Annotated in this window: 21 protein-coding genes; 8 read left to right on the top strand and 13 right to left on the bottom strand. The window is 29.1% G+C overall.

Annotated features, from left to right (window positions below; translation table 11 throughout):
* Positions 1-46 precede the first annotated feature (46 nt).
* From AC2TEO_RS01575 to mqo, 4 genes are all read right to left on the bottom strand, one after another.
* A complete protein-coding gene (locus AC2TEO_RS01575) occupies positions 47-856 on the bottom strand; it encodes a hypothetical protein (protein WP_442266427.1) in 810 nt (269 codons plus the stop codon).
* The gene (locus AC2TEO_RS01570) at positions 843-1,403 is read right to left on the bottom strand and encodes an RNA polymerase sigma factor (RefSeq protein WP_442266426.1); all 561 of its coding nucleotides are present in this window, start codon (positions 1,401-1,403) and stop codon (positions 843-845) included. Before AC2TEO_RS01570 ends, AC2TEO_RS01575 begins: the two co-directional genes overlap by 14 nt.
* Before the next feature lie 368 nt (positions 1,404-1,771).
* Entirely contained in the window at positions 1,772-3,211 is a 1,440-nt protein-coding gene (locus tag AC2TEO_RS01565; RefSeq protein ID WP_442266425.1) for a TPM domain-containing protein, read from the bottom strand.
* A 15-nt stretch (positions 3,212-3,226) separates the two neighbouring features.
* Positions 3,227-4,702: a malate dehydrogenase (quinone) gene (mqo, locus tag AC2TEO_RS01560; protein ID WP_442266424.1), complete on the bottom strand. Its 1,476-nt coding sequence runs from the start codon at positions 4,700-4,702 to the stop codon at positions 3,227-3,229.
* 147 nt (positions 4,703-4,849) lie between these two features.
* Between mqo and AC2TEO_RS01555 the strand changes: the two genes are divergently transcribed.
* The gene (locus AC2TEO_RS01555; RefSeq protein ID WP_442266423.1) at positions 4,850-5,848 is read left to right on the top strand and encodes a hypothetical protein; all 999 of its coding nucleotides are present in this window, start codon (positions 4,850-4,852) and stop codon (positions 5,846-5,848) included.
* Positions 5,849-5,871: 23 nt separating this feature from the next.
* Here AC2TEO_RS01555 and AC2TEO_RS01550 read toward each other — a convergent pair whose 3' ends face one another.
* Complete coding sequence (locus tag AC2TEO_RS01550) at positions 5,872-6,558, bottom strand: hypothetical protein (RefSeq protein ID WP_442266422.1); 687 nt, start codon at positions 6,556-6,558, stop codon at positions 5,872-5,874.
* A gap of 12 nt (positions 6,559-6,570) precedes the next feature.
* Entirely contained in the window at positions 6,571-9,012 is a 2,442-nt protein-coding gene (gene priA, locus AC2TEO_RS01545) for a replication restart helicase PriA (RefSeq protein WP_484730888.1), read from the bottom strand.
* Positions 9,013-9,083: 71 nt separating this feature from the next.
* Here priA and AC2TEO_RS01540 point away from each other — a divergent pair, with 71 nt between their 5' ends.
* Positions 9,084-9,938, top strand: coding sequence for an alpha/beta fold hydrolase (locus tag AC2TEO_RS01540; RefSeq protein ID WP_442266421.1), 855 nt, complete (start codon positions 9,084-9,086; stop codon positions 9,936-9,938).
* Between the two features lie 89 nt (positions 9,939-10,027).
* The gene (locus AC2TEO_RS01535; protein ID WP_299677828.1) at positions 10,028-10,210 is read left to right on the top strand and encodes a hypothetical protein; all 183 of its coding nucleotides are present in this window, start codon (positions 10,028-10,030) and stop codon (positions 10,208-10,210) included.
* Between the two features lie 48 nt (positions 10,211-10,258).
* Here AC2TEO_RS01535 and recG read toward each other — a convergent pair whose 3' ends face one another.
* Both recG and AC2TEO_RS01525 read right to left on the bottom strand, forming a co-directional pair.
* Positions 10,259-12,364: an ATP-dependent DNA helicase RecG gene (gene recG / locus AC2TEO_RS01530; protein ID WP_442266420.1), complete on the bottom strand. Its 2,106-nt coding sequence runs from the start codon at positions 12,362-12,364 to the stop codon at positions 10,259-10,261.
* 327 nt (positions 12,365-12,691) lie between these two features.
* A complete protein-coding gene (locus tag AC2TEO_RS01525; RefSeq protein ID WP_442266419.1) occupies positions 12,692-13,201 on the bottom strand; it encodes an SH3 domain-containing protein in 510 nt (169 codons plus the stop codon).
* A gap of 78 nt (positions 13,202-13,279) precedes the next feature.
* Between AC2TEO_RS01525 and AC2TEO_RS01520 the strand changes: the two genes are divergently transcribed.
* Positions 13,280-14,491, top strand: coding sequence for an RsmB/NOP family class I SAM-dependent RNA methyltransferase (locus tag AC2TEO_RS01520; RefSeq protein ID WP_442266418.1), 1,212 nt, complete (start codon positions 13,280-13,282; stop codon positions 14,489-14,491).
* A gap of 2 nt (positions 14,492-14,493) precedes the next feature.
* On the top strand, positions 14,494-15,549 hold the full coding sequence (locus AC2TEO_RS01515; protein ID WP_442266417.1) for an endonuclease: 1,056 nt from the start codon (positions 14,494-14,496) through the stop codon (positions 15,547-15,549).
* Between the two features lie 209 nt (positions 15,550-15,758).
* Here the strand turns inward: AC2TEO_RS01515 and AC2TEO_RS01510 are convergent, their stop codons facing one another.
* The 4 genes from AC2TEO_RS01510 to AC2TEO_RS01495 are packed head-to-tail and all read right to left on the bottom strand — an operon-like array spanning position 15,759 to position 19,193.
* Positions 15,759-16,592, bottom strand: coding sequence for a prohibitin family protein (locus AC2TEO_RS01510; protein ID WP_299677843.1), 834 nt, complete (start codon positions 16,590-16,592; stop codon positions 15,759-15,761).
* A gap of 10 nt (positions 16,593-16,602) precedes the next feature.
* Positions 16,603-16,995 (bottom strand): acyl-CoA thioesterase, encoded by a 393-nt coding sequence (locus AC2TEO_RS01505; protein ID WP_442266416.1) that lies wholly within the window; start codon positions 16,993-16,995, stop codon positions 16,603-16,605.
* Positions 16,996-16,998: 3 nt separating this feature from the next.
* Positions 16,999-17,178, bottom strand: coding sequence for a zinc ribbon domain-containing protein (locus AC2TEO_RS01500; RefSeq protein WP_442266415.1), 180 nt, complete (start codon positions 17,176-17,178; stop codon positions 16,999-17,001).
* Positions 17,178-19,193, bottom strand: coding sequence for a VWA domain-containing protein (locus tag AC2TEO_RS01495; protein WP_442266414.1), 2,016 nt, complete (start codon positions 19,191-19,193; stop codon positions 17,178-17,180). The genes AC2TEO_RS01500 and AC2TEO_RS01495 overlap by 1 nt, the downstream gene beginning before the upstream one ends.
* Positions 19,194-19,321: 128 nt before the next feature.
* On the opposite strand from AC2TEO_RS01495, the gene AC2TEO_RS01490 reads away from it, so the two are divergent.
* A complete protein-coding gene (locus AC2TEO_RS01490; protein ID WP_442266413.1) occupies positions 19,322-19,666 on the top strand; it encodes a hypothetical protein in 345 nt (114 codons plus the stop codon).
* Here the strand turns inward: AC2TEO_RS01490 and AC2TEO_RS01485 are convergent.
* Positions 19,650-20,054: a group III truncated hemoglobin gene (locus AC2TEO_RS01485; protein ID WP_442266412.1), complete on the bottom strand. Its 405-nt coding sequence runs from the start codon at positions 20,052-20,054 to the stop codon at positions 19,650-19,652. The two genes, AC2TEO_RS01490 and AC2TEO_RS01485, sit on opposite strands and share 17 nt — an antisense overlap.
* A gap of 77 nt (positions 20,055-20,131) precedes the next feature.
* On the opposite strand from AC2TEO_RS01485, the gene AC2TEO_RS01480 reads away from it, so the two are divergent.
* Together AC2TEO_RS01480 and AC2TEO_RS01475 are read left to right on the top strand one after the other, a co-directional pair.
* Complete coding sequence (locus tag AC2TEO_RS01480) at positions 20,132-20,728, top strand: Crp/Fnr family transcriptional regulator (RefSeq protein WP_442266411.1); 597 nt, start codon at positions 20,132-20,134, stop codon at positions 20,726-20,728.
* 117 nt (positions 20,729-20,845) lie between these two features.
* Positions 20,846-23,017 carry a DUF6851 domain-containing protein gene (locus AC2TEO_RS01475; RefSeq protein ID WP_442266410.1) on the top strand — a complete coding sequence of 724 codons (2,172 nt, stop codon included), beginning with the start codon at positions 20,846-20,848 and terminating at the stop codon, positions 23,015-23,017.
* The last annotated feature ends 17 nt before the right edge of the window (positions 23,018-23,034 follow it).

Here is a 23,034-nt window from a genome sequence, read left to right as displayed (position 1 = left end):
ATTTAAGGTTTGGTAAGTCTAATTATCGATAATTATTTTATAATTTCTATTTATTATTTCTTTCTGCAATTGCTACAATAACTTCTGATAGTTTTGATTTGAATTTATCCATGAAATTTTCTTGATAATAAGATTCATCTATAGCACTTTCTACTTCGGCTAAAATTATTTCTGGGTCAATTTTCAAATTAGATTTTAGTAACTTATATTTTACTGTATCTATAATATCATTTCTGTTTATTTTGTATTTAGCATAATATTCTTTTACTTCCTCTGGGTTATGAGTAACAGCATATAATAAATCATCTGCATTTACATATATTCTTTTAGTAGCTGGTATTACTGTTTTTATTTTTTGATTTATAACTGAATCTTTTACTGTTTTTTGTTTCTGAGCTAATAATTTATCTTCTGAAATTTCAGTTTTAATAAAATTTACTTTATCATTAAATTCTTTCTTTAGTAATTCTGTTTTACTTGTGATTTTAACTTTAGTTTTATGAGTTTGTTTCTTTATACCTTCATCTTTTTTTGCTAAAACCACTGGTTTAAACTCTTCTTTTGAACTTTTTTTCTGGAATATATCGTTATCGACTTTTTTTTCTGTTTTAGTAATTATTTCCTGTTTAGGAAAATCGATTGAATTATTAATATCATCTTTCAAGAAAAACATCCCTAATGATATTAGAAGTAAAATACTAGCTACATAACTTAAAAGAACCATTTTGTTCTTACGCTTAGACTGATCAACTTCATCTAGCTGATTACTTAACCTTTCCCAAGCAGAACCAGAAGGTGATAATCTTCTATTTTTAAGCTTTTCGGCTATTTGTTTGTCAAAATTATCTGTCTGCATCTTTAATTCTATTCATTTTAATATAATTAGCTTGTAACCATTTACGAGCTTTAAATAACTGCGATTTAGAAGTACTTTCTGAAATAGATAACTTCTTAGCTATTTCGTGATGTTTGTAACCTTCTATTGCGTACAAATTGAAAACCATTTTATAACCATCTGGTAAGGCGTCAATTAATCTCTGAATATCTTCTACTGATGTATTTTCAATGTTATGAGTAACCATATCATTAAACTGATATTCTTCATCTGTAAATTCTAAGTGATTTTTCTTTCTTAAATAACTAATACAAGTATTCACCATTATTTTTCTAATCCAACCTTCAAAGCTTCCTTCGTTTTTAAATTTCTCTAAATTTTTAAAAACTTTTAAAAAACCTTGTAACATTAAATCTTCTGCATGATGAATATCTTTTACATATTGCCTACATACACTAAGCATAACAGGAGCGTGTTCTTTAAATATTTGCTCTTGAGCTTCACGATCTCCTTTAATCGCTTTTTTACGTTGCTGTTGTGATTTTGTATGTAAAGAAATTATTTTCAATTCACTGTTTTTGTCCTCTTACAAATATATAGACTACATAGTTTTGAAAAAGGTTGCCTGAATAAAACATAAAACCTCCTAAATTTATGTTTAGAAGGTTTAAAGCTACATACACAAGATGTAAATCGGGGGAAAGAAAGTACTTTATATTTAGATTTATTTACATTTTAAATTTACGAATTAAAGATATTCTTTAAAAGAGGAAAAACACCTTTTTAAATCATTGTTTTACAATGTATTACAATTTTAAAAAATTAAACAATCCAACACAAAACAACCACAAAAAAACATAAAAAACTCATTTACAGAACATTAAAAATTAAACAAAAAAGACTTAATCAGTTCTTTTTATTATTAAGAATAGTTTTTTACCAACTAACACCAGCTCCTCCACCTCCAGAACTTCCACCTCCCCAACTTGAAGAAGATGATGAACTACTACTCCAACTACTTCCTCCTGAAGAATAGCTGCTAGACGACTGAGATCTTACCTTTTGGGGAATTGTTATTATCACGGAATCTGTATAATGACAATTTCTACATAAATATATTTCTTCTTTTTTTCCTGCTCTTTCATAGGTCGCACTTCGAATAATTCTTGTACTAGAACGCCCATAAGTTTTATAACCACATTCTTTACAATCGGAATACTTTCTACTGGAACCTTCGTATTCTAAGACCATCACATCAGATTCGTCTTCTGTAACCCATACATCATACTCTGCGGCATCTAATTTTTCTTCTAAAATTTCACCTTCTTTCAAAAATTCATTTTCTGCCCAAGCATTTAACAATTCCATTTTCTGCCCATTAACTCTGCTAAATCTTGGAGCATAACGATACTCTTTTAATTTCTTTTTTCTGGTAGTGTATCTAAAATACGCATATATTGGAAAAAACATCCCTAAAAACAATGATAAACAACCTAAAGCTCCTCTGGTTGTGTTTTTTAATTCATTATACTTATCATAATAATCTTCTTTACTATTATCTATAATCGCTATTTTCTCCTTCATTCGTTGAAAAAGCACTCCATTTAAACTTGCATAAACTAGTATTAATATTAATAATGGTAAGTATGTTAGGAAAATTTTATACGGAGATGGCTCTTTAGAATCTAAGTATTGATCATAAACAGAACTTAAAGACGAATTTCTCTTTTCAGGATAACTAATGTTTTGAGAATATACTTCTTCTATATTTTTAGGATCCTCAATTATTTGCTTTACTTTATTAGAAGCCGCAATTAAACCTAATCCAAATTCTCCTTTTTTAAAGTTAGGTATTATTTCATCTGTTCCAATTCTATGGCAAATTAAATCCGTTAAAATTGGTTCTAAACCATAACCGACTTCAAACTCTGTTCTTCGTTGATCTATAACAGTTAATATTAACAACCCATTGTCTTTATCAGCTTGACCAATACCCCATTTTTCAAATAGTTTTACTGCAAAATCTTTAGGAATTTCATTTCCGATACTTTTTAAAATTACAACTGCAACTTGAGCTGTAGAATTCTCTTCCAACTCCCAAAGAATCGAGTTGATCTTATATTCTTCAGATGGATTGATGTAATTATTAGGATCTGACACAAATCCATTTGAACTGCCTTTTTTGGGGTCTGGAACATTATCAACTTTATAAACACTTATGTTTTCATACTTGGGACTTATAAATGTTGATGGTGGTATTTGTTGCTCTACAATGCTATCTTGTTCATAAAAATGAAATGAATTATTAGCTTTTGTTATACCGTGAAACAAAACAAAACATAACACCAATAATAGTTTAGACAAATTAGCTTTCATAACAAACAGTTTGGTTTATAGATTTAAGATTGTATTTACTCTTTTTAACTCACTTTTAAAAAATACTTCTTCAACTTCTTTATTATAAAAAGGAACTACTTTACTTAATAGGTCTTTATTTTCTTGATTTTGTAACAATTCAGGAAAAGCTTTTTCTAATACTTCAAACATGATAGCTGTTGCTGTTGATGCTCCTGGAGATGCGCCCAACAAACAAGTAATACTTCCATCTTTACTACTAATTACTTCAGTTCCGAATCGTAACTGACCTCCTTCGAATTCATCTTTCTTAATAATTTGAACACGCTGACCTGCTTTTACAACATCCCAGTCTTCACTTTTTGCATTCTTCATAAACTTGCGAAGCGACTCTATTCGGTCTTCTTTATTCATTAATACTTGATGAACTAAATACTTTGTTAGTGGTAAATTGTGCCAAAAAGCACCTAGCATTGGTGAAATATTATCAAACTGAATCGATTTAAATAAATCTAAATTCGATCCTTCTTTTAAAAACTTTGGACTAAAGCCAGCAAATGGACCAAATAATAATGACTTTTTTCCGTCGATGTATCTTGTATCTAAATGTGGTGTAGACATTGGCGGGTCTCCAATTCCTGCTTTACTGTATACTTTTGCGTTATGCTGATTAATAATTTCTTCATTATTGCAAACTAACCACTCTCCACTAACAGGAAAACCACCGTAACCTTCTTTCTCTTCTATCTCTATTTTTTGCAGTAATAATAAACTTCCACCTCCAGCTCCAATAAAAACATGTTTTGCTTCTATATTATGTATCTCATCTGTTTTTGTGTTTTTTGTTGCTACAGTCCAATCTAAATCTGTATCTGGATCAACATCTAAAACTTCTTGGTTACAATATACTGGTGTATCAAACTTTTCTTCTAAAACTTTAAAAAGTACTTTAGTTAATGCTCCGTAGTTTACTTCTGTTCCCCTATCCATTCGAGAAGCGGCCATAATCTCTTCCTCTCCTCTATCATTCATAATTAATGGAAACCACTTTTCCATTTCTGCAATATCTCTAGTGAAACTAATATTATCGAACATAAAGTGTTCTTTATAAGCTTTGAATCTTTTTTCTAGATAATCACTATTCTCTTTACCTGTAACCCAACTATGATGTTTTACTGGCATTACAAAATCATTAGGATTATCTATGTATCCATTCTTTGTTAAATATGCCCAAAACTGTTTAGAAATTTCAAATTGAGTACAAATACGAATTGCTTTTTCCATAGCTATGGATCCATCTTCCTTTTCTGGACAATAATTTAGTTCACATAAAGCTGCATGTCCAGTTCCTGCATTATTCCACGCTGCTGAACTCTCCAAAGCAACTCCATCTAAACGTTCAAGAATTAGTATTTTTAATTTAGGATCTAATAATTTAGCTAATAAAGCTAAATTTGCACTCATTATACCACCTCCAATACAAATTAAATCATACTCTTTTTCGAAATTCATTGATTTTATTTTAGATTTGAAGTAAATATATTTAGAATAAACTCTTTTAAAAAAATTACCATGATAAAAAACACTGATTATTATGCTTTTTGTAATCTTTTCAAAACTGACTTAAAATTTCATTAAACTAAAAAAATTAAAAAAACTATGATTAAAAAATTTTTAAAGTCTGAAAAACAGAAGAACAACTTCTTATATATACTTCGTCTTATCTGTAGATATTATATTGCTTTTCAGATGTTTTCCTATGCTTTTGGTAAAATACTTAAAAGTCAATTCGATTTAGGTTTATCTTACCTTGGGGATACCTCTATAAACCAATTTAATGGTTTCATGCTAACTTGGAATTACTATGGATACTCAAGAACCTATGGATTAATAATAGCTTTTACTCAAATTATCGCTGCTTTTTTACTTTTATTTAGAAAAACCGAACGTGCTGGAGTTATTTTATTTTTAAGTTTTATGATAAATATCTTATTAGTAGATATTTTTTATGATATTCAAGGAGCACTTTCTATGGCTATTAGATTAAGTATAATGGGAGTTTTCTTGTTACTATCGGATTGGAATGGTTTTAAAACATATTTCTTAAAGTTTAAAATTAACACGCCTTTATTTCCTTCTATATTACCTAAAAAAATTAAAAATTTATATTGGATAAAATTCTTAATTATTGGCGGAATGATTTTTTATGGATACAACTACATTTCTAATATTAAAAAGAATTTTTTAGTTGAAAAGGAAATCTTCGGAATTTACAAAGCAGTACCTGAAAATTTTAATGAACGATATTTTAGAGTTTATTTTGATTATGATTATAGATTAAAAATTAAAGATTTTAACGATAATATTTATTATGGTAACTTTTCTATTGATTCTTTAAAAAAATCGGTAATCTTAAAAGCTAAATGTTACACTGAAACAGGCTACTTCTTAGTTAAAGACAGTTTAAATAAATTGAACTTACCAAAAGATAGTACTAAAGCAATAAAAAAAGAAATTACTGATTATTACAATAAAAAAAGAAATAGCGAATCTTATAATGTAACTTTTGACTTTAATTTAAAAAACGATACTTTAATTTTAACAAATAAAGAAACAAGTTTTAAATTGGTTAATATTACAGATAAATACAAGCATTAAAAGCAAAAGCGTAGAAATAAATTCTACGCTTTTATATTTTTTTTCTTAAAGAATTCTATTATTAACTCTTCACTATCTCCAATAACTTTATCTGTATCTAAATCTCCAGTAGAACCTAAGCCTGTTGCTTCAAATAAAGTTCCAACAATTTTAGAGTTGGTTTCTTCTTTTGTTTTTCTCCAACATTCTCTAAGTAAATTTTCTACCAAAGTATCTATACCTAATTCATTTGTTGAAATATCTTCTTCTTCCTTAAATTCTGAATAATCTACTTCTAATGCATCTAATAACTGCAATAGTAAGTGTTCTAATTCATTTAATTCAAACTCTAAATCTAACTCTAATCGATCTTGTACTAAACTTTCTTTATGAAACGATCCTTCAGGTTCACAAGCAACAAAAATCTGATCCCAAATGTACACATGATAATACATCTGAACTACTTTTACATCTTCAGGCCCTGCGTTCTTTTCATAATCAAAATCAGCTAACTGAATTCTTTTACAAAAAGAATTGATTTCTTTTCTAAATGAATCTAAAATCATTTTATCAAAAAAATAATCTCTTAAATCCCAAATCAACCAATCATAATACATATCAATTAATGCAGATCCTTTAACAAAACTCTTCGTTTTATTAAAAGCTTCTTCACTTACAGGTAAATCAATTACCTTTTCTTCTTTATTAAGATTTACATATTGGAATTTCATAGCATTTATGATTTAATAAGCATCAACATCTAAAATAAAACGAATAGGACGAAATTCTTTAACTGCTTCAAACGTAGTTCTTATTCTTTGAATCTCTTGTTTCGTTTTTAGTAATGATTGTTTCGGAGGAATTTTTATCACTAAATTTTTTATATACTGATTTCGTACTCTAGAAACTGAAGGAGCTGTTGGACCTAAAACATTTTCTCTGAATACGTTCTGTAAGGATTTTGCTAACCAATTTATACCATCGTTTACTCTAACATAATCTCTATGTTTTAAAGTTATCTTGATTAAACGATAGTAAGGAGGATAATGATATTGCCAACGATCTTGCAATTGTTCTTTATACATTTCCTCATAATTATTTGTAGAAACTTGCTGTAAAATTTGATGATAAGGATTATAGGTTTGTATAGCTACCAATCCTTGTTTTTGATATCTTCCTGCTCTACCAGCAACCTGAACCATTAATTGAAAAGCTCTTTCATGCGCTCTAAAATCAGGGAAATTCAACATTGTATCAGCACTTAAAACACCAACTAAAGTCACGTTTTTAAAATCTAAACCTTTAGACAACATTTGAGTTCCTACTAAAACATCTATCTCCTGGGCATCAAAAGCCTCTATAATTTTCTGATAACCAAATTTTCCTCTAGTTGTATCAGAGTCCATTCTTCCAATATTATGATTTGGAAAAAGTTCTTTTAATTCAAGTTCTATTTGCTCTGTTCCGAAACCTTTCGTGTCTAATGTAGAACTACCGCAAGCTCCACAACTGGTTGGCATAGCTCTTTGATAATGACAATAATGACACTTTAATTGATTGTTGTACTTGTGATATGTTAAACTAACATCACAATTCGGACACTGAGGTGAATTCCCACAAGTTGTACATTCAACAATTGGTGAATATCCTCTTCTATTTTGAAACAGAATTACTTGTTCTTTCTCCTCTAAAGCTTCATTAATTAATTGAATCAATCGATCAGAAAAATGTCCAACCATTTCTCTTCGCTTTCTTTTTTCCTTTACATCAATCAATTCTATTTTAGGCATCAAAACATTTCCGTGTCGTCTTGTTAAATTGACCAATCCATATTTTCCTTCTAAAGCATTAAATTTAGATTCGATAGAAGGTGTTGCTGAACCCAAAAGAACTTTTGCTTTATGAATTTTACCTAAAACAATAGCTGAATCTCTAGCATTATACCTTGGTGATGGTTCAAATTGTTTGTAAGAAACTTCATGTTCTTCATCAACAACGATTAATCCTAAATTAGAAAAAGGAAGAAAAACAGTTGATCGAGCTCCTAAAATAATTTGTGCTTTTGTTTTTTGGTTAAGTGTATTATTCCAAACTTCAACTCTTTCATTCACTGAATATTTAGAATGAAAAACAGAAATTTGATTTCCGAAATAATTCTGTAAACGCGTAATGATTTGGGTAGTAAGAGCAATTTCAGGCAACATAAATAATACTTGTTTCCCTTCAGCTAAAACTTCTTTAATCAATTTTGTATACACTTCTGTTTTTCCAGAACTTGTTACTCCGTGTAATAATGTAATATCGTTGTCCTTAAAAGATTCTTTAATGTTAAATAATGCTTTTTCTTGAAATTCATTAAGATCTTTTAACGGGTTTTCATCTCCTTTAAACTGAACTCTATCTGTTTGAATATGATAAAATTCAAAAATCTCTTTATCTACTAAAGATTTTAATATTTGACTAGAAACTCCTGATCTCTCTTGTAAAGTTTTAGCCTTAATAGGTTTTTTATCTGTTTTTAATTGAAAAAAGGTTAAAACAGCATCTCTTTGTTTTTTTGCACGAGATAATTCTGATAATAAAGCTTGCAAACCTTCTTCATGTTCGTAAACTTTATTAAGCCTCACATATTTGATTAACTTAGGTTTGTATGTTTCGTAAATTTCCTCTTTTACATACAATACAGATTTGTCTATTAATTGGTTTATAACGGGGAATACTTTTTTTCGATCTAATATCGCCGTTATTTCATGAATTGTTAACTGTGATTGACGTTGTAAAGCTTCATAAATCAAGTATTCTTCATCATTTAAAACATCAATATTGGTAAATGTTTCATTTTTATGAATTACAGTTTCACTTTCCAAAAGAAATGCAGAAGGAACAGCTGCTCTGTATACATCTCCTAAAGAACACATGTAATATTGTGAAATCCATTGCCAATGTTTTAACTGTCTTTCATTTACAATAGGTTTTTCATCTAAAATTTGATGAATCTCTTTAGCCTCGTAAAGTTCTGGAGGATTTTGATGGATATTAAAAACTAAAGCTGCGTACATTTTAGTTTTACCAAAAGATACAGCAACTCGCATTCCTTTTTCAAGGAAACTTGCCTCTTCTTTAGTTACCGAATACATAAATGTTTTTTGTATTGGTATAGGTAATATGACGTCTATAAAATAAATAAGAGAAAGATTTTATTATATCAAAACTAAGCAAAATTCACTACATTGTTTATATATTTTTAAATAAGATTATGACTTCAAATGAGTGGGTAAAAAAAGGTGAATTTAGAACTGTTTTTAATCATAAAATTTTCACTGTAGATGCTGGTGAAAAAGACAAACCAATATTAGTTATTTTGCATGGTTATCCGACTTCATCTTATGATTATTATAAAGTTTTAAATCAACTTACTAAAAAATACAGAGTGATTGTTCACGATCATTTGGGTTATGGTTTCTCTGATAAACCAAAAGAGTATTCTTATTCTTTAATTGAACAAGCTGATGTTGCCTTAGCATTATGGAAACAACTTGGTGTTTCTAAATTCACTTTACTTGCTCATGATTATGGAACTAGTATAGCTACAGAAATAATTGCTCGTCTTAATAAAAAACAAATTGATGTAACTATTGAAGAATTCATTTTATGCAATGGAAGCGTACATATTGAACTTTCGCAACTACGATTGATTCAAAAGTTATTAAAAAATAAACTTACTGGTAAACATGTTGCTAAACTATCTAACGAGTACATTTTTTCTAAAAACATACGAAATGTTTATTTCGACAAGAAAAAAGTAACCAACGAAGAACTCAAAGAAATGTGGATACAACTTACTCATAATGATGGTAAAGCTGTAATTCATAAATTATCCAACTACATTAATGAACGTTATTTTTTCTGGCATAGATGGATCGGTGCTTTAAAAACAACGACTATACCAACTAAAATAGTTTGGCCTAAAAATGATCCTGTTGCAGTTTACAAAATGGCTGAATTGCTTCATAAAGAAATACAAAATAACACATTATATACTCTTAATAATTCAGGGCATTTCCCTATGCTTGAAACTCCAAAAGAATGGGTATCCTATGTATTATCATGATAATAATTCAAATATAAATCTAATTATCAATTCATTAAGTTTTGTATATTAGTTGTTCATAAAATTATTTAACCAAAAAACCTTCTATTATGTTAAAAAACTTAGGAAAAAAATTAACGAAAGAACAGCAAAAAAGTATCAATGGTGGTTACACAAACATTTTTTGTAACACGCATAGAGATTGTTGGGAAAGTATACCTTACGCTTTTCCTGGAGACTTTTCTTGTGTAAAAAGATATGGTTCTTTTTACGGAACTTGTGTTCCTAACTAAAAAACATAAAAGAGTATGATTAGCTCCGCCTATTGGCGGAGTTTTTTATTAACTTATATTACTCCAAATCCCACTGGTACGTTGTAAAGATATAAGTCGTTTTAATATCAAAGCGTTTTCTTCTTTTTTTAGCCCCGGATCGTCATTTAATATTTTTATTGCACATTGTCGAGCATTATATAAAATCGGACTATCTTTTACGACATCTGCTATTTTTAAATTAAGAACACCACTTTGTTGTGTTCCCATGATATTTCCCGGTCCTCTTAATTTTAAATCAACTTCAGCAATTTTAAATCCATCAGAAGTTTCCACCATAGTTTTAATTCTAGTTTTAGCATCAGAAGACAATTTTACTCCTGTTAATAAAATACAATAACTCTGTTCTGCTCCTCTACCTACTCTACCTCGCAACTGATGCAATTGACTTAAACCAAAACGCTCAGAACTTTCTATAACCATTACAGATGCATTTGGAACATTTACACCAACTTCAATAACAGTCGTAGCGACCATAATTTGAGTTTCTTTTCTTAAGAAACGTTCCATTTCATAATCTTTGTCCGCTGGTTTCATCTGCCCATGTACAATACTAATTTGATACTTTGGTGACGGAAATTCTCGGACAATACTTTCGTAACCATCCATTAAATCTTTATAATCCATAGCCTGTGACTCTTGAATTAATGGATAAACAACATACACTTGTCTTCCTTTTTCTATTTCATCTTTTAAAAATCGAAATACTCCTAAACGATGACTATCGTATCGATGTACTGTTTTTACAGCCTTTCTTCCTGGAGGTAATTCATCTATTACAGAAACATCTAAATCTCCATAAACAGACATTGCTAATGTTCTAGGAATTGGAGTTGCAGTCATCACTAAAACATGCGGTGGAACTCCTTCAATCTCACTTTTTTTCCAAAGTTTACTTCTTTGTGCAACACCAAATCGATGTTGTTCATCTATAATTGCTAATCCTAATTTTTTAAATTGAACTTTATCTTCTAAAATAGCATGTGTTCCTATTAGAATATGGAGTGATCCATTTTCTAAACCTTCATGAATCTCTCTTCGTTTTTTTGTTTTAGTAGATCCTGTTAATAACTCAACATTGATCGTAGTATTAGCAAGTAACTCTTTTATTCCATTGTAATGCTGATTTGCCAAAATTTCTGTCGGAGCCATTATTGTAGCTTGATAACCATTATCAATTGCTAATAACATCACTAAAAGCCCAACTATAGTTTTACCCGATCCAACATCTCCTTGTAAGAGACGATTCATTTGTGCACCAGTTCCTGTATCTTTTCTAATCTCTTTTAATACTCTTTTTTGAGCATTTGTCAAATCAAAAGGTAAATGATTATTATAAAAGGTATTAAACTGCTCTCCTACATTTTCAAAAACATAACCTTTAATTCTAGATTTATTGATTAGTTTTTTTACTAACAACTGTAATTGAATATAAAACAGTTCTTCAAATTTTAATCGATATTGTGCTTTTGCTAATAATTCTTGACTTTTAGGAAAATGTATATTAAGAATCGATTCTTTTTTATGTAATAACTGATTTTCAGTTCTAAAATCAGTTGTAAATGTTTCTTCTATACTATCAAAAGATTGTTGTAATAAATTTTGAATCATGGTTCTCATGACTTTATTACTAATACCTTTATTTGATAATTTCTCGGTAGAAGGATAAACAGGTTGCATTGCCATTTGTATCTTACTTTTATATTCAGATACTAGTTCCAATTCAGGATGCGCCATGTTTGCAGTTCCTTTGAACCAGTTTAATTTTCCATAAATTACATAAGGTGTATTTACTTTTAAACTGTCTTTAATCCATTTTACACCTTTAAACCAAACTAATTCCATTGTACCAGTTGCATCAGCAAATGTTGCAACTAATCTACTTCCTCTTTTCTGCTTTACAGTTTTAATTCCAGTAATTTTACCAACGATTTGAACCTCGGAACTATTTTGTTCTAACTGGTTAATTGTATAAAACTGAGTTTTATCAATATAACGATTTGGAAATAAGTGCAAAAAATCATTACAAGTCCTTATTCCTAACTCTGAATACAGCAGTTCTGCCCTTGCAACGCTAACTCCCTTAATATATGTAACTGGTTGATTTAAGTTCATTCAATGATTAAAAATTAATGATCTTTTTTGTCTTCAATCTCAAATTTAATTTCTTCTCCTTCCCAATCAAAAGCACAAGATTCAACAGTCTTTTTAATGTAATCTTTTTTATAATCAATAGTTTCACCTACTTCTCTAATAAAAACAATTTTATCTTCTATCCCTTCTTTATCATTTGGAAAAACTATTTTTTCCTCGAACCAAGAACCTCCATCAGCAAAACTAGAAAAAGCAACACCTTTTTTTAAACTTCCATCATTAAACCAATAAACTCCACCACCATCTACTCCGCAAGCTTCTGCTATAGCATCTACTAAAAAGATAGACTTAATATTTTTTCAATCCTTTATTTCCAAATACTCTAATTTTAAAAGTTGTTGCACTTCCTAAAAAACTTGAATTTTCTTCATATTTATTAGTTTCTTTATTAAATAACCTAACTACAACTTTATCATTTTTGTTTTTATCTTTTCTAATAGACACTAAATAAAGGTCAGTATCATAAACTTTATAATCTAAAGACAATAAACTTTCATATACATACCCTTCTATGTTTTTATATTTAACTTTATACCATTCCCAAACTATTTCATTATCAGGTATTGGTTTTTCATCTTCTATTCCAGAACTTAAAACTGTAACTTCTTCTCCAATTTTTAAAGTCTTTAGAACTTTAGCATTCATATTTGGTTCTTCTCTTAAACGAACATTATCACCAAATAACATTACAGTTTCATTAATTTTAAAACGTTCACCATACACTCCTATATACTTTCCTTCTTGAGAAAAAACATTTAGTACACTAAACAAAACGAATAAATAATTCAGCACTTTCATAGACAAAGTTTTAAGTTTTTACACGAAAATACAAAAACCCAATAAATCGTAGTATCTTTGCAGCCCAAAATAAAACGAATGAGACTACATAGAAATTTAGTTTTTGCTGTAATAGACAGTCTAAGAGACATTTTCAACGAAGGTGTTTATGCAGATAAAGGTGTTGAAACAGCTTTACGAAGAGACAAGCGCTGGGGCGCTAGAGACCGTAAATTTGTTGCTGAAACTATTTATGAAATTGTTCGTTGGAAACGATTATATGCAGAAATAGCTAATGTAAAAGAACCTTTCTCTCGTCAAGATTTATGGCGTTTGTTTTCAGTTTGGTGTGTTTTAAGAGGTATTCAATTACCAGATTGGAACCAAATTGAACCTACTCCAAATAGAAGAATCAAAGGAAAATTTGATGAGTTATCAAAAATCAGAAAATTTAGAGAATCTATTCCTGATTGGATCGATGATGTTTGCTTAAGTGAATTAGGAGAAAAAGTATGGACTAAAGAAATTGCTTCTTTAAATAAGCAAGCTGAAGTTATTTTAAGAACTAATACTTTAAATACTACCAAAGAAAATCTAAGAAGTAAATTACAAGCTGAAGGGATTGATACTGAATTTATAAAAGGATATCCTGATGCATTAAAATTAGTAGAACGTGCTAATGTATTTAAAACAGAAAGTTTCAAAAAAGGATTTTTTGAAGTTCAAGATGCTTCTTCTCAATTGGTTGCTTCTTATTTAGAAGTTGAACCAGGTATGAAAGTAATAGATACTTGTGCAGGTGCTGGAGGTAAAACATTACACCTTGCTTCTTTAATGAAAAATAAAGGGCAAATTATTGCCATGGATATTTACGAAAGTAAACTAAAAAAACTAAAAGTTAGAGCTCGTAGAAATGGTGTTCATAATATTGATACTAGAGTAATTGACTCTACGAAAACTATTAAAAAACTTTACAATAAAGCAGATCGCGTTTTAATTGACGCTCCTTGTTCAGGGTTAGGAGTAATTCGTAGAAATCCAGATAGTAAATGGAAATTACAACCTGAGTTTTTAGATAACATTAAAAATGTTCAGCAAGAAGTATTACAAAGTTACTCTAAAATGGTTAAACCAGGCGGAAAATTAGTATACGCTACTTGTTCTGTTTTACCATCAGAAAACCAACAACAAGTCGAATTTTTCTTAGCATCAGACGCAGGAAAAGATTTTACTTTCGTGCATGATAAGAAAGTATTATCTCATGAATCTGGTTTTGATGGATTTTATATGGCTTTATTAGAAAAAAAGTAAGCATGATTAAAAAACTATTCTTTTTATTTTTTACATTTTATTTCTTTGTTGGATTTTCACAACAAAGTTATTATAATGATGTAGACTTAACTAAATCTGGATTAACTCTTAAAGATGAGTTAGCTACAAAAATTACAGCTACTCATACTAACTTTTTATCCTATACCCCTGGTGTTTGGGAAGCCTCAAGAAAAACAGATGTAAACCCAGAAAATGCTAATGAAGTTATTTTAATTTATGGATATAGTACTTCAGGCGTAACTGCGAGAACTAGAGGAATTAATGAAAACGGAGGAAGTGCTGGTGATTGGAACAGAGAACACGTATATCCTCGAAGTTTAGCTAACCCTTCATTATCTACAAGTTCACCTGGAGCAGGTACTGATGCACATAGTTTACGTCCATCTGATGTAGATCATAATAGAGATAGAGGAAATTTAGCTTTTGTGGAAAGTACTGGAAACTCTCGAAGAGTAAATGGTGGCTGGTATCCTGGTGATGAGTGGAAAGGTGATGTAGCTAGAATGATGATGTATATGTATTTACGTTATGGAGATAGATGTTTACCTACAGTAGTTGGAATTGGGAGTTCTGCAAGTACACCTGATGACATGATCGATTTATTTTTAAAATGGAATGCTGAAGATCCAGTTTCTGAAATTGAAGATAATAGAAATACTTACCATGGTGATACAACTAATACCTATGCACAAGGAAATAGAAATCCTTTTATTGACAATCCGAATTTAGCAACTCAAATTTGGGGCGGACCTGTAGCAGAAAACAGATGGGCAACGGCTAGTGTTTCTGAGGAACAAACATTAAAAGCTCGTGTATTTCCTAATCCATCAGTTAACGGTAAAATTACTATTTTCTCTAACGAATCTGGAATTAATGACATTAGAGTATATTCTATTTTAGGAAAAGAAGTTTACGCTAAAAAGAATCCTAATTTTGATGATAAAGCATTTGACATTGAAAACTTAAATAGCGGAATTTATCTTCTTAAAATTAAAAATAATAATAAGTTTACTATAAAGAAGATTATTATAAATTAATTTAGAAAAGGCACTCTAACGAGTGTCTTTTTTTGTATTGATTTAGATTATAAATGTAAAAAAGCCCAAGGTGAATTCCTTGGGCTTTTCAATCAACTATCAAAAACTAACTAATCACTAACTTACAGGAAGTAATTACATATAAGACGACCAATTACCAATCTAGTTACGCTTTTGAAATTGAATTAACTTTTTTTTAAGAAGTTCTCTTATTGATTTCCTAAAATTATAGGCATTCCGTTCTTTCCAGAACCAATTAATACCACTTTACTGTTAGAAGACTCCGATAACTTCAATGTAGCTTCGATTCCTTTTTCTTGTAAAATCTTATCCGTTAATGAAGCACTTAAAATACGGTTTGCAGCTGCTTTACCTTCAGCATCTATTCGTTGTCTTTCTGCTTCTTTTTTAGCTTTAGCAATTCTAAATTCATATTCTAATGCTTCTTGCTCTTGCTTTAATTTACGCTCAATTGCGTTTTTAATTGTTGGAGGTAATTCCACATCACGAACTAAAACTTCATTTAATTGAATATACTGCTTGTCTAAAATTTTCTTAGTTTCAATAAAAATCTCTTGCTGAATTACATCTCTCTTACTTGAATATAATTGCTCTGGAGTATAACGTCCAACCACACTTCTAGCAGCAGACCTAATTGCTGGTTTAATTACACGATCTAAATAATTTTCTCCTTTTTCTTTATGCAATCTTGCTAAATTATTAATCTGTGGCTGATACCAAGCAGAAGCATCTAATCGGATTTCTAATCCGTTTGAAGATAATACTTGCATTTGCTCAAACAATTCTTGTTGCCTTACTTCGTAAACGTATACTTTATTCCATGGTAATACAAAGTGAAAACCTTCATCCATGTAAGGTTCATCTACAACTACTCCACCTCCAAAAGTTTTGTATAAAACACCCGCTTTTCCAGAATTAATTGTTTCTGTTGATTTTGCTATGAAAATCATTAATACAAATGCTATTGGTATTAATAATATTCCACGCTTAGGAAAATTTAAATTTGGTTGTCTGTTATTCATAATTTTAAATTTATTTTTCTTCTAATCTATCTTTAACGTATTCTATTTTAGTTTTCCCATGTGGTACAGGATTTCCTTCATCATCTAAACTTACCATAATAATTTTATCAATTGTAATAATATCTTTCCTTGTAAGTTTGTTTCTTACCTTACAACCTAAAGTAATTGACGTCCTTCCAAATTTCACCACATCAATTCCAATTTCAATAATATCTCCTTGACGAGCAGAACTTACAAAATCTATTTCCGACATAAATTTTGTTACTGTTCTTGGAATTTCTAATTGTATAATTGCATACAAAGCAACTTCTTCATCTATCCATTGTAATAATCTTCCTCCGAATAATGTTCTGTTAGGATTTAAATCTTCGGGTTTCACCCATTTTCTTGTATGAAATTTCATAAACTATTGTTCTATATTAATTGATTGAAAACCGACTAATTCTCCACCATCAAACTGAGTAATAATTTGAATAGGATTACAGCAAATTTCACAGTCTTCGATATATGTTTCTGACAAACTTGAATCTAACAACATTGAGATTTCCTCCCAACAATACGGGCATTGAAAAAAATGTTCTTTCATTAAATTTTACCAAAGAATTTTCGTGTAAACCATTCTATTGCCAATAAAGCAATTGCTAAAAGCAAAATCCATTTCCAATTAATTAGATCTTGTTCTCTCTTTTCTAACTTTTGAATTGTAACCAATTTTTCATTAGCTACTAAATCTTGCAGTAATACTTCTTTTTGATCTTTAAAAAACAATTTTCCTCCAGAATTTTCTGCTAAAACATTTAGTTTTTTATGATTTGCATTGGAGAATTGTTCTTCTATTTGAAAATCTGCAACTTTAAACTTTCCTGATTTAGATACGGTTTGCCCAAGTACATTTACTCGATAAGTATAATCTCCAGAATCTAAACCTTCGATACTTACTTTGTAAGAACTATTCATCAAAGAAAAAGGGTATACTTTTTGTTCTTTTGTTTCCTCGTTTTTCACTAGAATCTCTAAAGAAGCTCTGTTGTCAAACTTGTAATTTTTATCTAAATATAAAGCAGAAACATTTATCTTATCATTAGCTAAATATAAATTGTCTAGTTTTACATCTAAACGTCTTCTCTTTTTATTTGAATTTAAATATTGAACTAAGTTTCCTAAAAACTCATCGAAAACTTCAAAAGAATTTTCTCTAATAAAACTAGAAGCTCTCCATTTCCAAATTCCTTCTCCAAAAAGCACAGCATATTTTGTATCATTTTTATCAAAAGTCGTTAATAATGGATTCGAGGTATTTATTCCTTTTAATCTTTGATACAATAATGGGCTATGCTCTTTAATTGCAATTGATCCAAATTTATCTTTTAGTGGCGGAAAACCATCAAAACCAATATCTTCTTGTAAATAGGTTAAAAAATTTGTATTGTAAACCGGGCGATAATTTTCTGTTTGATTAATTGCTTTTTTATTAAAACTGTACCCTAAAGAATTAATTAAATCCCAATTCGTTTTAGAGCCTGTTACTAAAAGAAAATTAGACTTTCTTTCTTGTAAATACTTTTTAAAATATGCATTAGGCTGATAAAAAACGACTAATTGATAGTCTTTTAAATCTCCTTTAAATTCATTTACTTGAACAAGCTCTACTTTTCTTTGTTTGTTACTTTCTATAGATTTTTTAAGCGCACCTAAATCAGGATGAATAATTGAAGAAAGTATTAAAACTTTAGATTGCTCATCTATTACTTCTACAGTAAAATTCTTTGTGTTATTTCTTACATTTTTCTCTTTATCTAACTTAGTTAATGACGCAGAGTAATAATGTACTCCTTCTTTATCTGAATTTAATTCCGCAGTAATTACAGTCGACTTTTTATTTGGTGATAATTCAACAGTTTTACTAAAAACTTTTGTTCCTCTCTTATAGATAGAAAAAATAGATTTCACTTCTGCTCTCCCTTCATAGTTAATGAAAGCTTCTACCGGAAATTTATTATTTAAATAACTATACTTATTTACATTTAGCTGACTTATTCTGATATCTTGATATTGAATAGTATCTCCTAATACAACAGGATAAACAGTTTTTTGTGAATTCAAAAACTCATAATCTTCTCCTAAAGTTTGGTTTCCGTCTGAAAGTAAAACTATAGTTCCTTCATTATTCTTTTGTAACTCATTGATGGATTTTATAGCCTTAGTAATATTCGTGTTTTTATCAGAAAAAGTTACACTATCTAATTTCTCAACCTGATTACCAAATGTGTAAAAATCAACATCAAACTTATCATTAACAACATCATTCTTTTTTAAATCTTCTACAAAAGAATTCACAAAATCAGTCTCTTTAAAAAATTGAGTTGATGACGAATTGTCAACCAAAACAGATAATGATGGTTTTACATTTTTAGTAGTTGTTAATTCTATTTTCGGGTTTATTAATAATAGTAGAATTAAGAAAATACTTAAAACTCTTAAAAAGAATAATAAAATCGTAATTTTTGATGTCTTTTTTACTTTAAAAAAGTATTGAAAAAAACCAACACCTAAACTTACTAATAAAGCTAAAATGATATAAACTAGAGTTTCTGTTTGCACATTAAAAAATTTGAAATGTGAAGATATGAATAACCTTTAACATAATTTATTTGAAATCTTCTTAAATATGATTTTGGTCATAAAATTTTAACTTTTCTGAAAGTAGCTTTGTATTAAAATTAAATATCATGATCACAACAGATAACACCGCAATTCAAAATATCACTTATACAAAGCCAACAAATATTATTGACTTAATTAACAATAAAATTAAAGCTGAACAAGAAAATGCTTTTGGAATTACAGTATTACTCATTATGATAAGTACTATGATCGCTTCAGCAACTGCAGCACTTGCAATTCACCATCAATTTTCTTTTGTTTATTTAGCATTAGCTTTAGTAACAGCTATGGGAACAAATGCAACTGCATTTAGTCAAAGTCCGTTTAAATATGTAGCCTGGGCGGGAATTATTAGTATTACTACTAATATTATTTTAATTGTAATGCAATTAATTAACCTATATTTTTAGGTTTATTTTCATAAATTTTAAAGAAGAGCATAGAAGCTATATTTCGTGCTCTTTCTTTAGCTTGATGAGCTTTTTCTCCAATAAATAATTCATCTATTGTAGTAAACCATAATTGCAACCATCTACCAAAATGTTCCTGAGAAATTTTAAAGTTAGAATTTGCATCTACATCTCTGTGTTTCTGAATTGGATTTCCTTTAAATTTTCGAACAAAAAACAAATTAGTTTCCCAGAAATCAGTTAGATGCTCTAAATGATTATTCCATTCACTTTCAGGAATTGCATTTAAAAAAAAATGTCCTATAATTTCATCTTTTTTTATTTTATCATAAAAAGAAGAAACTAATAAATAAACATCTGCTCGGTTAACTATTTCTTTTTTAATCATTGATCGAAATATATAAATTACTGTGGTAAAATTATATCTTTAGTACAATTAAACTTTATGATTATAGTCATAATATTATGATACCTGAAACACTTTTAATTGAATATAATGCTACTTTGAAAACTTTTGATAAAGATGAGATTATCTTTTCAGAGGGAGAATTTGCTAGAAATTATTATCAAGTTAAACATGGAATTGTCAAAATGAATAACTTTAATGATGATGCTAAAGAATTCATTCAAGGTGTTTTTTATAAGGAACAAAGTTTTGGAGAACCTCCTTTGTTTATTAATGTTAAATACCCAGCCAATGCAACAGCTATAGAAAAGAGTACAATATATATTTTACCCAAAGAAAAGTTCTACGAATTACTACAAAACAATAAAGAAGTACATTTTAAAATCACAGAAAGCCTTGCAAAAAGACTATACTACAAAGCCATAATAGCTTCAGAAATTTCTAGTCAAGAACCATCACATCGAATTTTAAGGTTTTTCGACTATCTAAAAAACGATGTTTTTAAACAAGAAGGAAAATTCACATTAAAAATAAACTATACGCGTCAGCAAATATCAGACATTTTAGGTTTACGTGTAGAGACTGTAATACGAACTATAAAACAATTAGAAAAACAAGGAGAAGTAAAAATTGAAAATAGAAAAGTTTACAGATAAATGTATTTAATTAGCTTTATTTTAATTTAATAACTACTTTAAATCTTATTAAAAAAAATAAAATTATTATTTTTGAATGAATTGCTAATTATATTATACTATTAATATTAAAAACTGATGTTAAAAAAATTACTATTACTTTTTGTTTTAAGTTGCTATACTATTACTTTGAATTCGCAACACACAATTAACCAATCACACTCTATCGCAAGAAAATGGAATGAAGTACTTTTAGAAGCTATCAGAAAAGATTTTGCTAGACCTACGGTACATGCCCGAAATTTATTTCATTCTTCTATTGCCATGTTTGATACTTGGGCGTTATATAACAGAAGTGATAGTAGACCTTACTTCTTAGAGAAATACAACCTTCCTAATAACTTTGATTCAACTATAAAAACAGAAAAAAATGAATCTATAGTTAAAACAATGAGTTATGCAATGTATAATCTTATAAAACATCGATTTGAAAAATCTCCAAGATATTTCTGGACTTTAGCTAACATGAATGCATTGATGGAATCTTTGAATTTAGACATCAACAAAATAGATTTAAATTTCCATGATGAACCAAATGCTATTTCTTTAGGAAACTTAATAGCATCTGTAATTATTGAATTTGGTTTAAACGATGGTTCAAATGAAATTAATGGTTATTCAAATGAATTTTATTTACCAACAAACCCTTTTCTAATTCCAACTGATAGTGGTAATTCCACAATTATCAATCCTGATAAATGGCAACCATTATCTTTAAGAACTTTTATCGATCAAAGTGGCAATATTGTACATGGTGTACCAGATTTTTTAAGTCCTGAATGGGGAAATGTTGTTCCTTTTTCTTTGACTGAAGAAGATTATGTTGTTAAAACAAAAAATGGTAATAAATATAAAGTTTACAACGACCCGAATTCTCCTCCTCTTTTAAGCGATAATATTACTGCAGAATTTTATAAATGGGGATTCTCTCTAGTTTCCATTTGGGGATCACATTTAACAAGTGAAGATAATACACTTGTTGATATTTCACCTGGAGCAATGGGAAATATTAATATATCCGATTTTCCAAAAAATTATAATGATTATCCTAATTTTTATAATTTAAAAAATGGTGGTGATATTGGTAAAGGAAGAACAATTAATCCAATAACCAATACAGTGTATACTCCAAATTTGGTTAAAAGAGGGGATTATGCTAGAGTTATTGCAGAATTTTGGGCTGATGGACCTGATTCTGAAACGCCTCCTGGACATTGGTTTACCATTTTAAACGAAAAAGTTAGTGATCAAATTTCTAATAAAAAAATAGCTGGCTATAATAAAATTATTGACGACTTAGAATGGGATGTAAAATCTTACTTTTTACTTGGTGGAGCAATGCATGATGCCGCAATAAGCGCATGGAGTATTAAAGGTTGGTATGATTATGTAAGACCAATATCTTCAATTCGTTATATGGTAGGTTTAGGACAGAGTACAGATAACACTTTAGCTAATTATCATGAAAATGGAATTCCTCTTGTTGAAGGTTTAGTTGAAGTTGTTAAAACTGGAGATCCTCTTAGTGGTGATCAAAATCAAAATGTTGGAAAAATTAAATTATATACCTGGAGAGGTCATGATTATATTAATAATCCTTCAGTTGAATATGCTGGGGTTGATTGGATTTTAGGAGAGAATTGGTGGCCATATCAAAGACCTTCTTTTGTAACTCCTCCATTTGCTGGTTATGTTTCAGGGCACTCTACTTTTTCAAGAGCTGCAGCTAAAGTATTAACATTATTAACAGGTAGTGAATATTTTCCAAATGGTATGGGAACTTTTTTAGCTAAACAAAATGATTTTCTAGTATTTGAAGAAGGTCCTAGTCAAGATATTGAATTACAATGGGCAACCTATTTCGATGCTTCAGACCAATCTAGTCTATCTAGAATTTGGGGAGGAATACATCCTCCAGCAGATGATATACCTGGTAGATTAATTGGCGAAGCTGTAGGAGAAAAAGCTTACAATCACGGAATAACTTTTTTTAAACCTTATGCTTCAACTATTACAAAACAAATAGTTTATCCAAATCCAATAAATGTAGACAACTCACTTAATATATCTCAAACAAATAGTACAGATACTTTTAGACTATACAATAATTTAGGTAAATTAATTCAATTCCGAACAATTATTTTTGATGAAAATACACAACAAACAAAAATAACCTTTACTTCAAACACAAAAGGAATTTACTTTATAAAACAAAATGAAGATAAAATATTTAAAGTCATCATTTATTAACATCATAAGAGAAGTAT

The organism is Tenacibaculum aquaeponti (genome assembly GCF_057221555.1).
Note: the sequence above shows the minus strand (reverse complement) of the source record. Positions and strands in the feature narration are given on the sequence as shown.

Excerpts from the sequence above, each read along its gene's own strand:
- AC2TEO_RS01505 (WP_442266416.1), bottom strand. The coding sequence starts at position 16,995 with ATGAAATTTCATACAAGAAAATGGGTGAAACCCGAAGATTTAAATCCT.
- AC2TEO_RS01535 (WP_299677828.1), top strand. The coding sequence starts at position 10,028 with ATGTTAAAAAACTTAGGAAAAAAATTAACGAAAGAACAGCAAAAAAGT.
- AC2TEO_RS01515 (WP_442266417.1), top strand. The coding sequence starts at position 14,494 with ATGATTAAAAAACTATTCTTTTTATTTTTTACATTTTATTTCTTTGTT.
- AC2TEO_RS01575 (WP_442266427.1), bottom strand. The coding sequence starts at position 856 with ATGCAGACAGATAATTTTGACAAACAAATAGCCGAAAAGCTTAAAAAT.
- AC2TEO_RS01550 (WP_442266422.1), bottom strand. The coding sequence starts at position 6,558 with ATGAAATTCCAATATGTAAATCTTAATAAAGAAGAAAAGGTAATTGAT.
- AC2TEO_RS01555 (WP_442266423.1), top strand. The coding sequence starts at position 4,850 with ATGATTAAAAAATTTTTAAAGTCTGAAAAACAGAAGAACAACTTCTTA.
- AC2TEO_RS01525 (WP_442266419.1), bottom strand. The coding sequence starts at position 13,201 with ATGAAAGTGCTGAATTATTTATTCGTTTTGTTTAGTGTACTAAATGTT.
- mqo (WP_442266424.1), bottom strand. The coding sequence starts at position 4,702 with ATGAATTTCGAAAAAGAGTATGATTTAATTTGTATTGGAGGTGGTATA.
- AC2TEO_RS01485 (WP_442266412.1), bottom strand. The coding sequence starts at position 20,054 with ATGATTAAAAAAGAAATAGTTAACCGAGCAGATGTTTATTTATTAGTT.
- AC2TEO_RS01520 (WP_442266418.1), top strand. The coding sequence starts at position 13,280 with ATGAGACTACATAGAAATTTAGTTTTTGCTGTAATAGACAGTCTAAGA.
- AC2TEO_RS01510 (WP_299677843.1), bottom strand. The coding sequence starts at position 16,592 with ATGAATAACAGACAACCAAATTTAAATTTTCCTAAGCGTGGAATATTA.
- AC2TEO_RS01480 (WP_442266411.1), top strand. The coding sequence starts at position 20,132 with ATGATACCTGAAACACTTTTAATTGAATATAATGCTACTTTGAAAACT.
- AC2TEO_RS01475 (WP_442266410.1), top strand. The coding sequence starts at position 20,846 with ATGTTAAAAAAATTACTATTACTTTTTGTTTTAAGTTGCTATACTATT.
- AC2TEO_RS01565 (WP_442266425.1), bottom strand. The coding sequence starts at position 3,211 with ATGAAAGCTAATTTGTCTAAACTATTATTGGTGTTATGTTTTGTTTTG.
- AC2TEO_RS01500 (WP_442266415.1), bottom strand. The coding sequence starts at position 17,178 with ATGAAAGAACATTTTTTTCAATGCCCGTATTGTTGGGAGGAAATCTCA.
- recG (WP_442266420.1), bottom strand. The coding sequence starts at position 12,364 with ATGAACTTAAATCAACCAGTTACATATATTAAGGGAGTTAGCGTTGCA.
- AC2TEO_RS01490 (WP_442266413.1), top strand. The coding sequence starts at position 19,322 with ATGATCACAACAGATAACACCGCAATTCAAAATATCACTTATACAAAG.
- AC2TEO_RS01540 (WP_442266421.1), top strand. The coding sequence starts at position 9,084 with ATGACTTCAAATGAGTGGGTAAAAAAAGGTGAATTTAGAACTGTTTTT.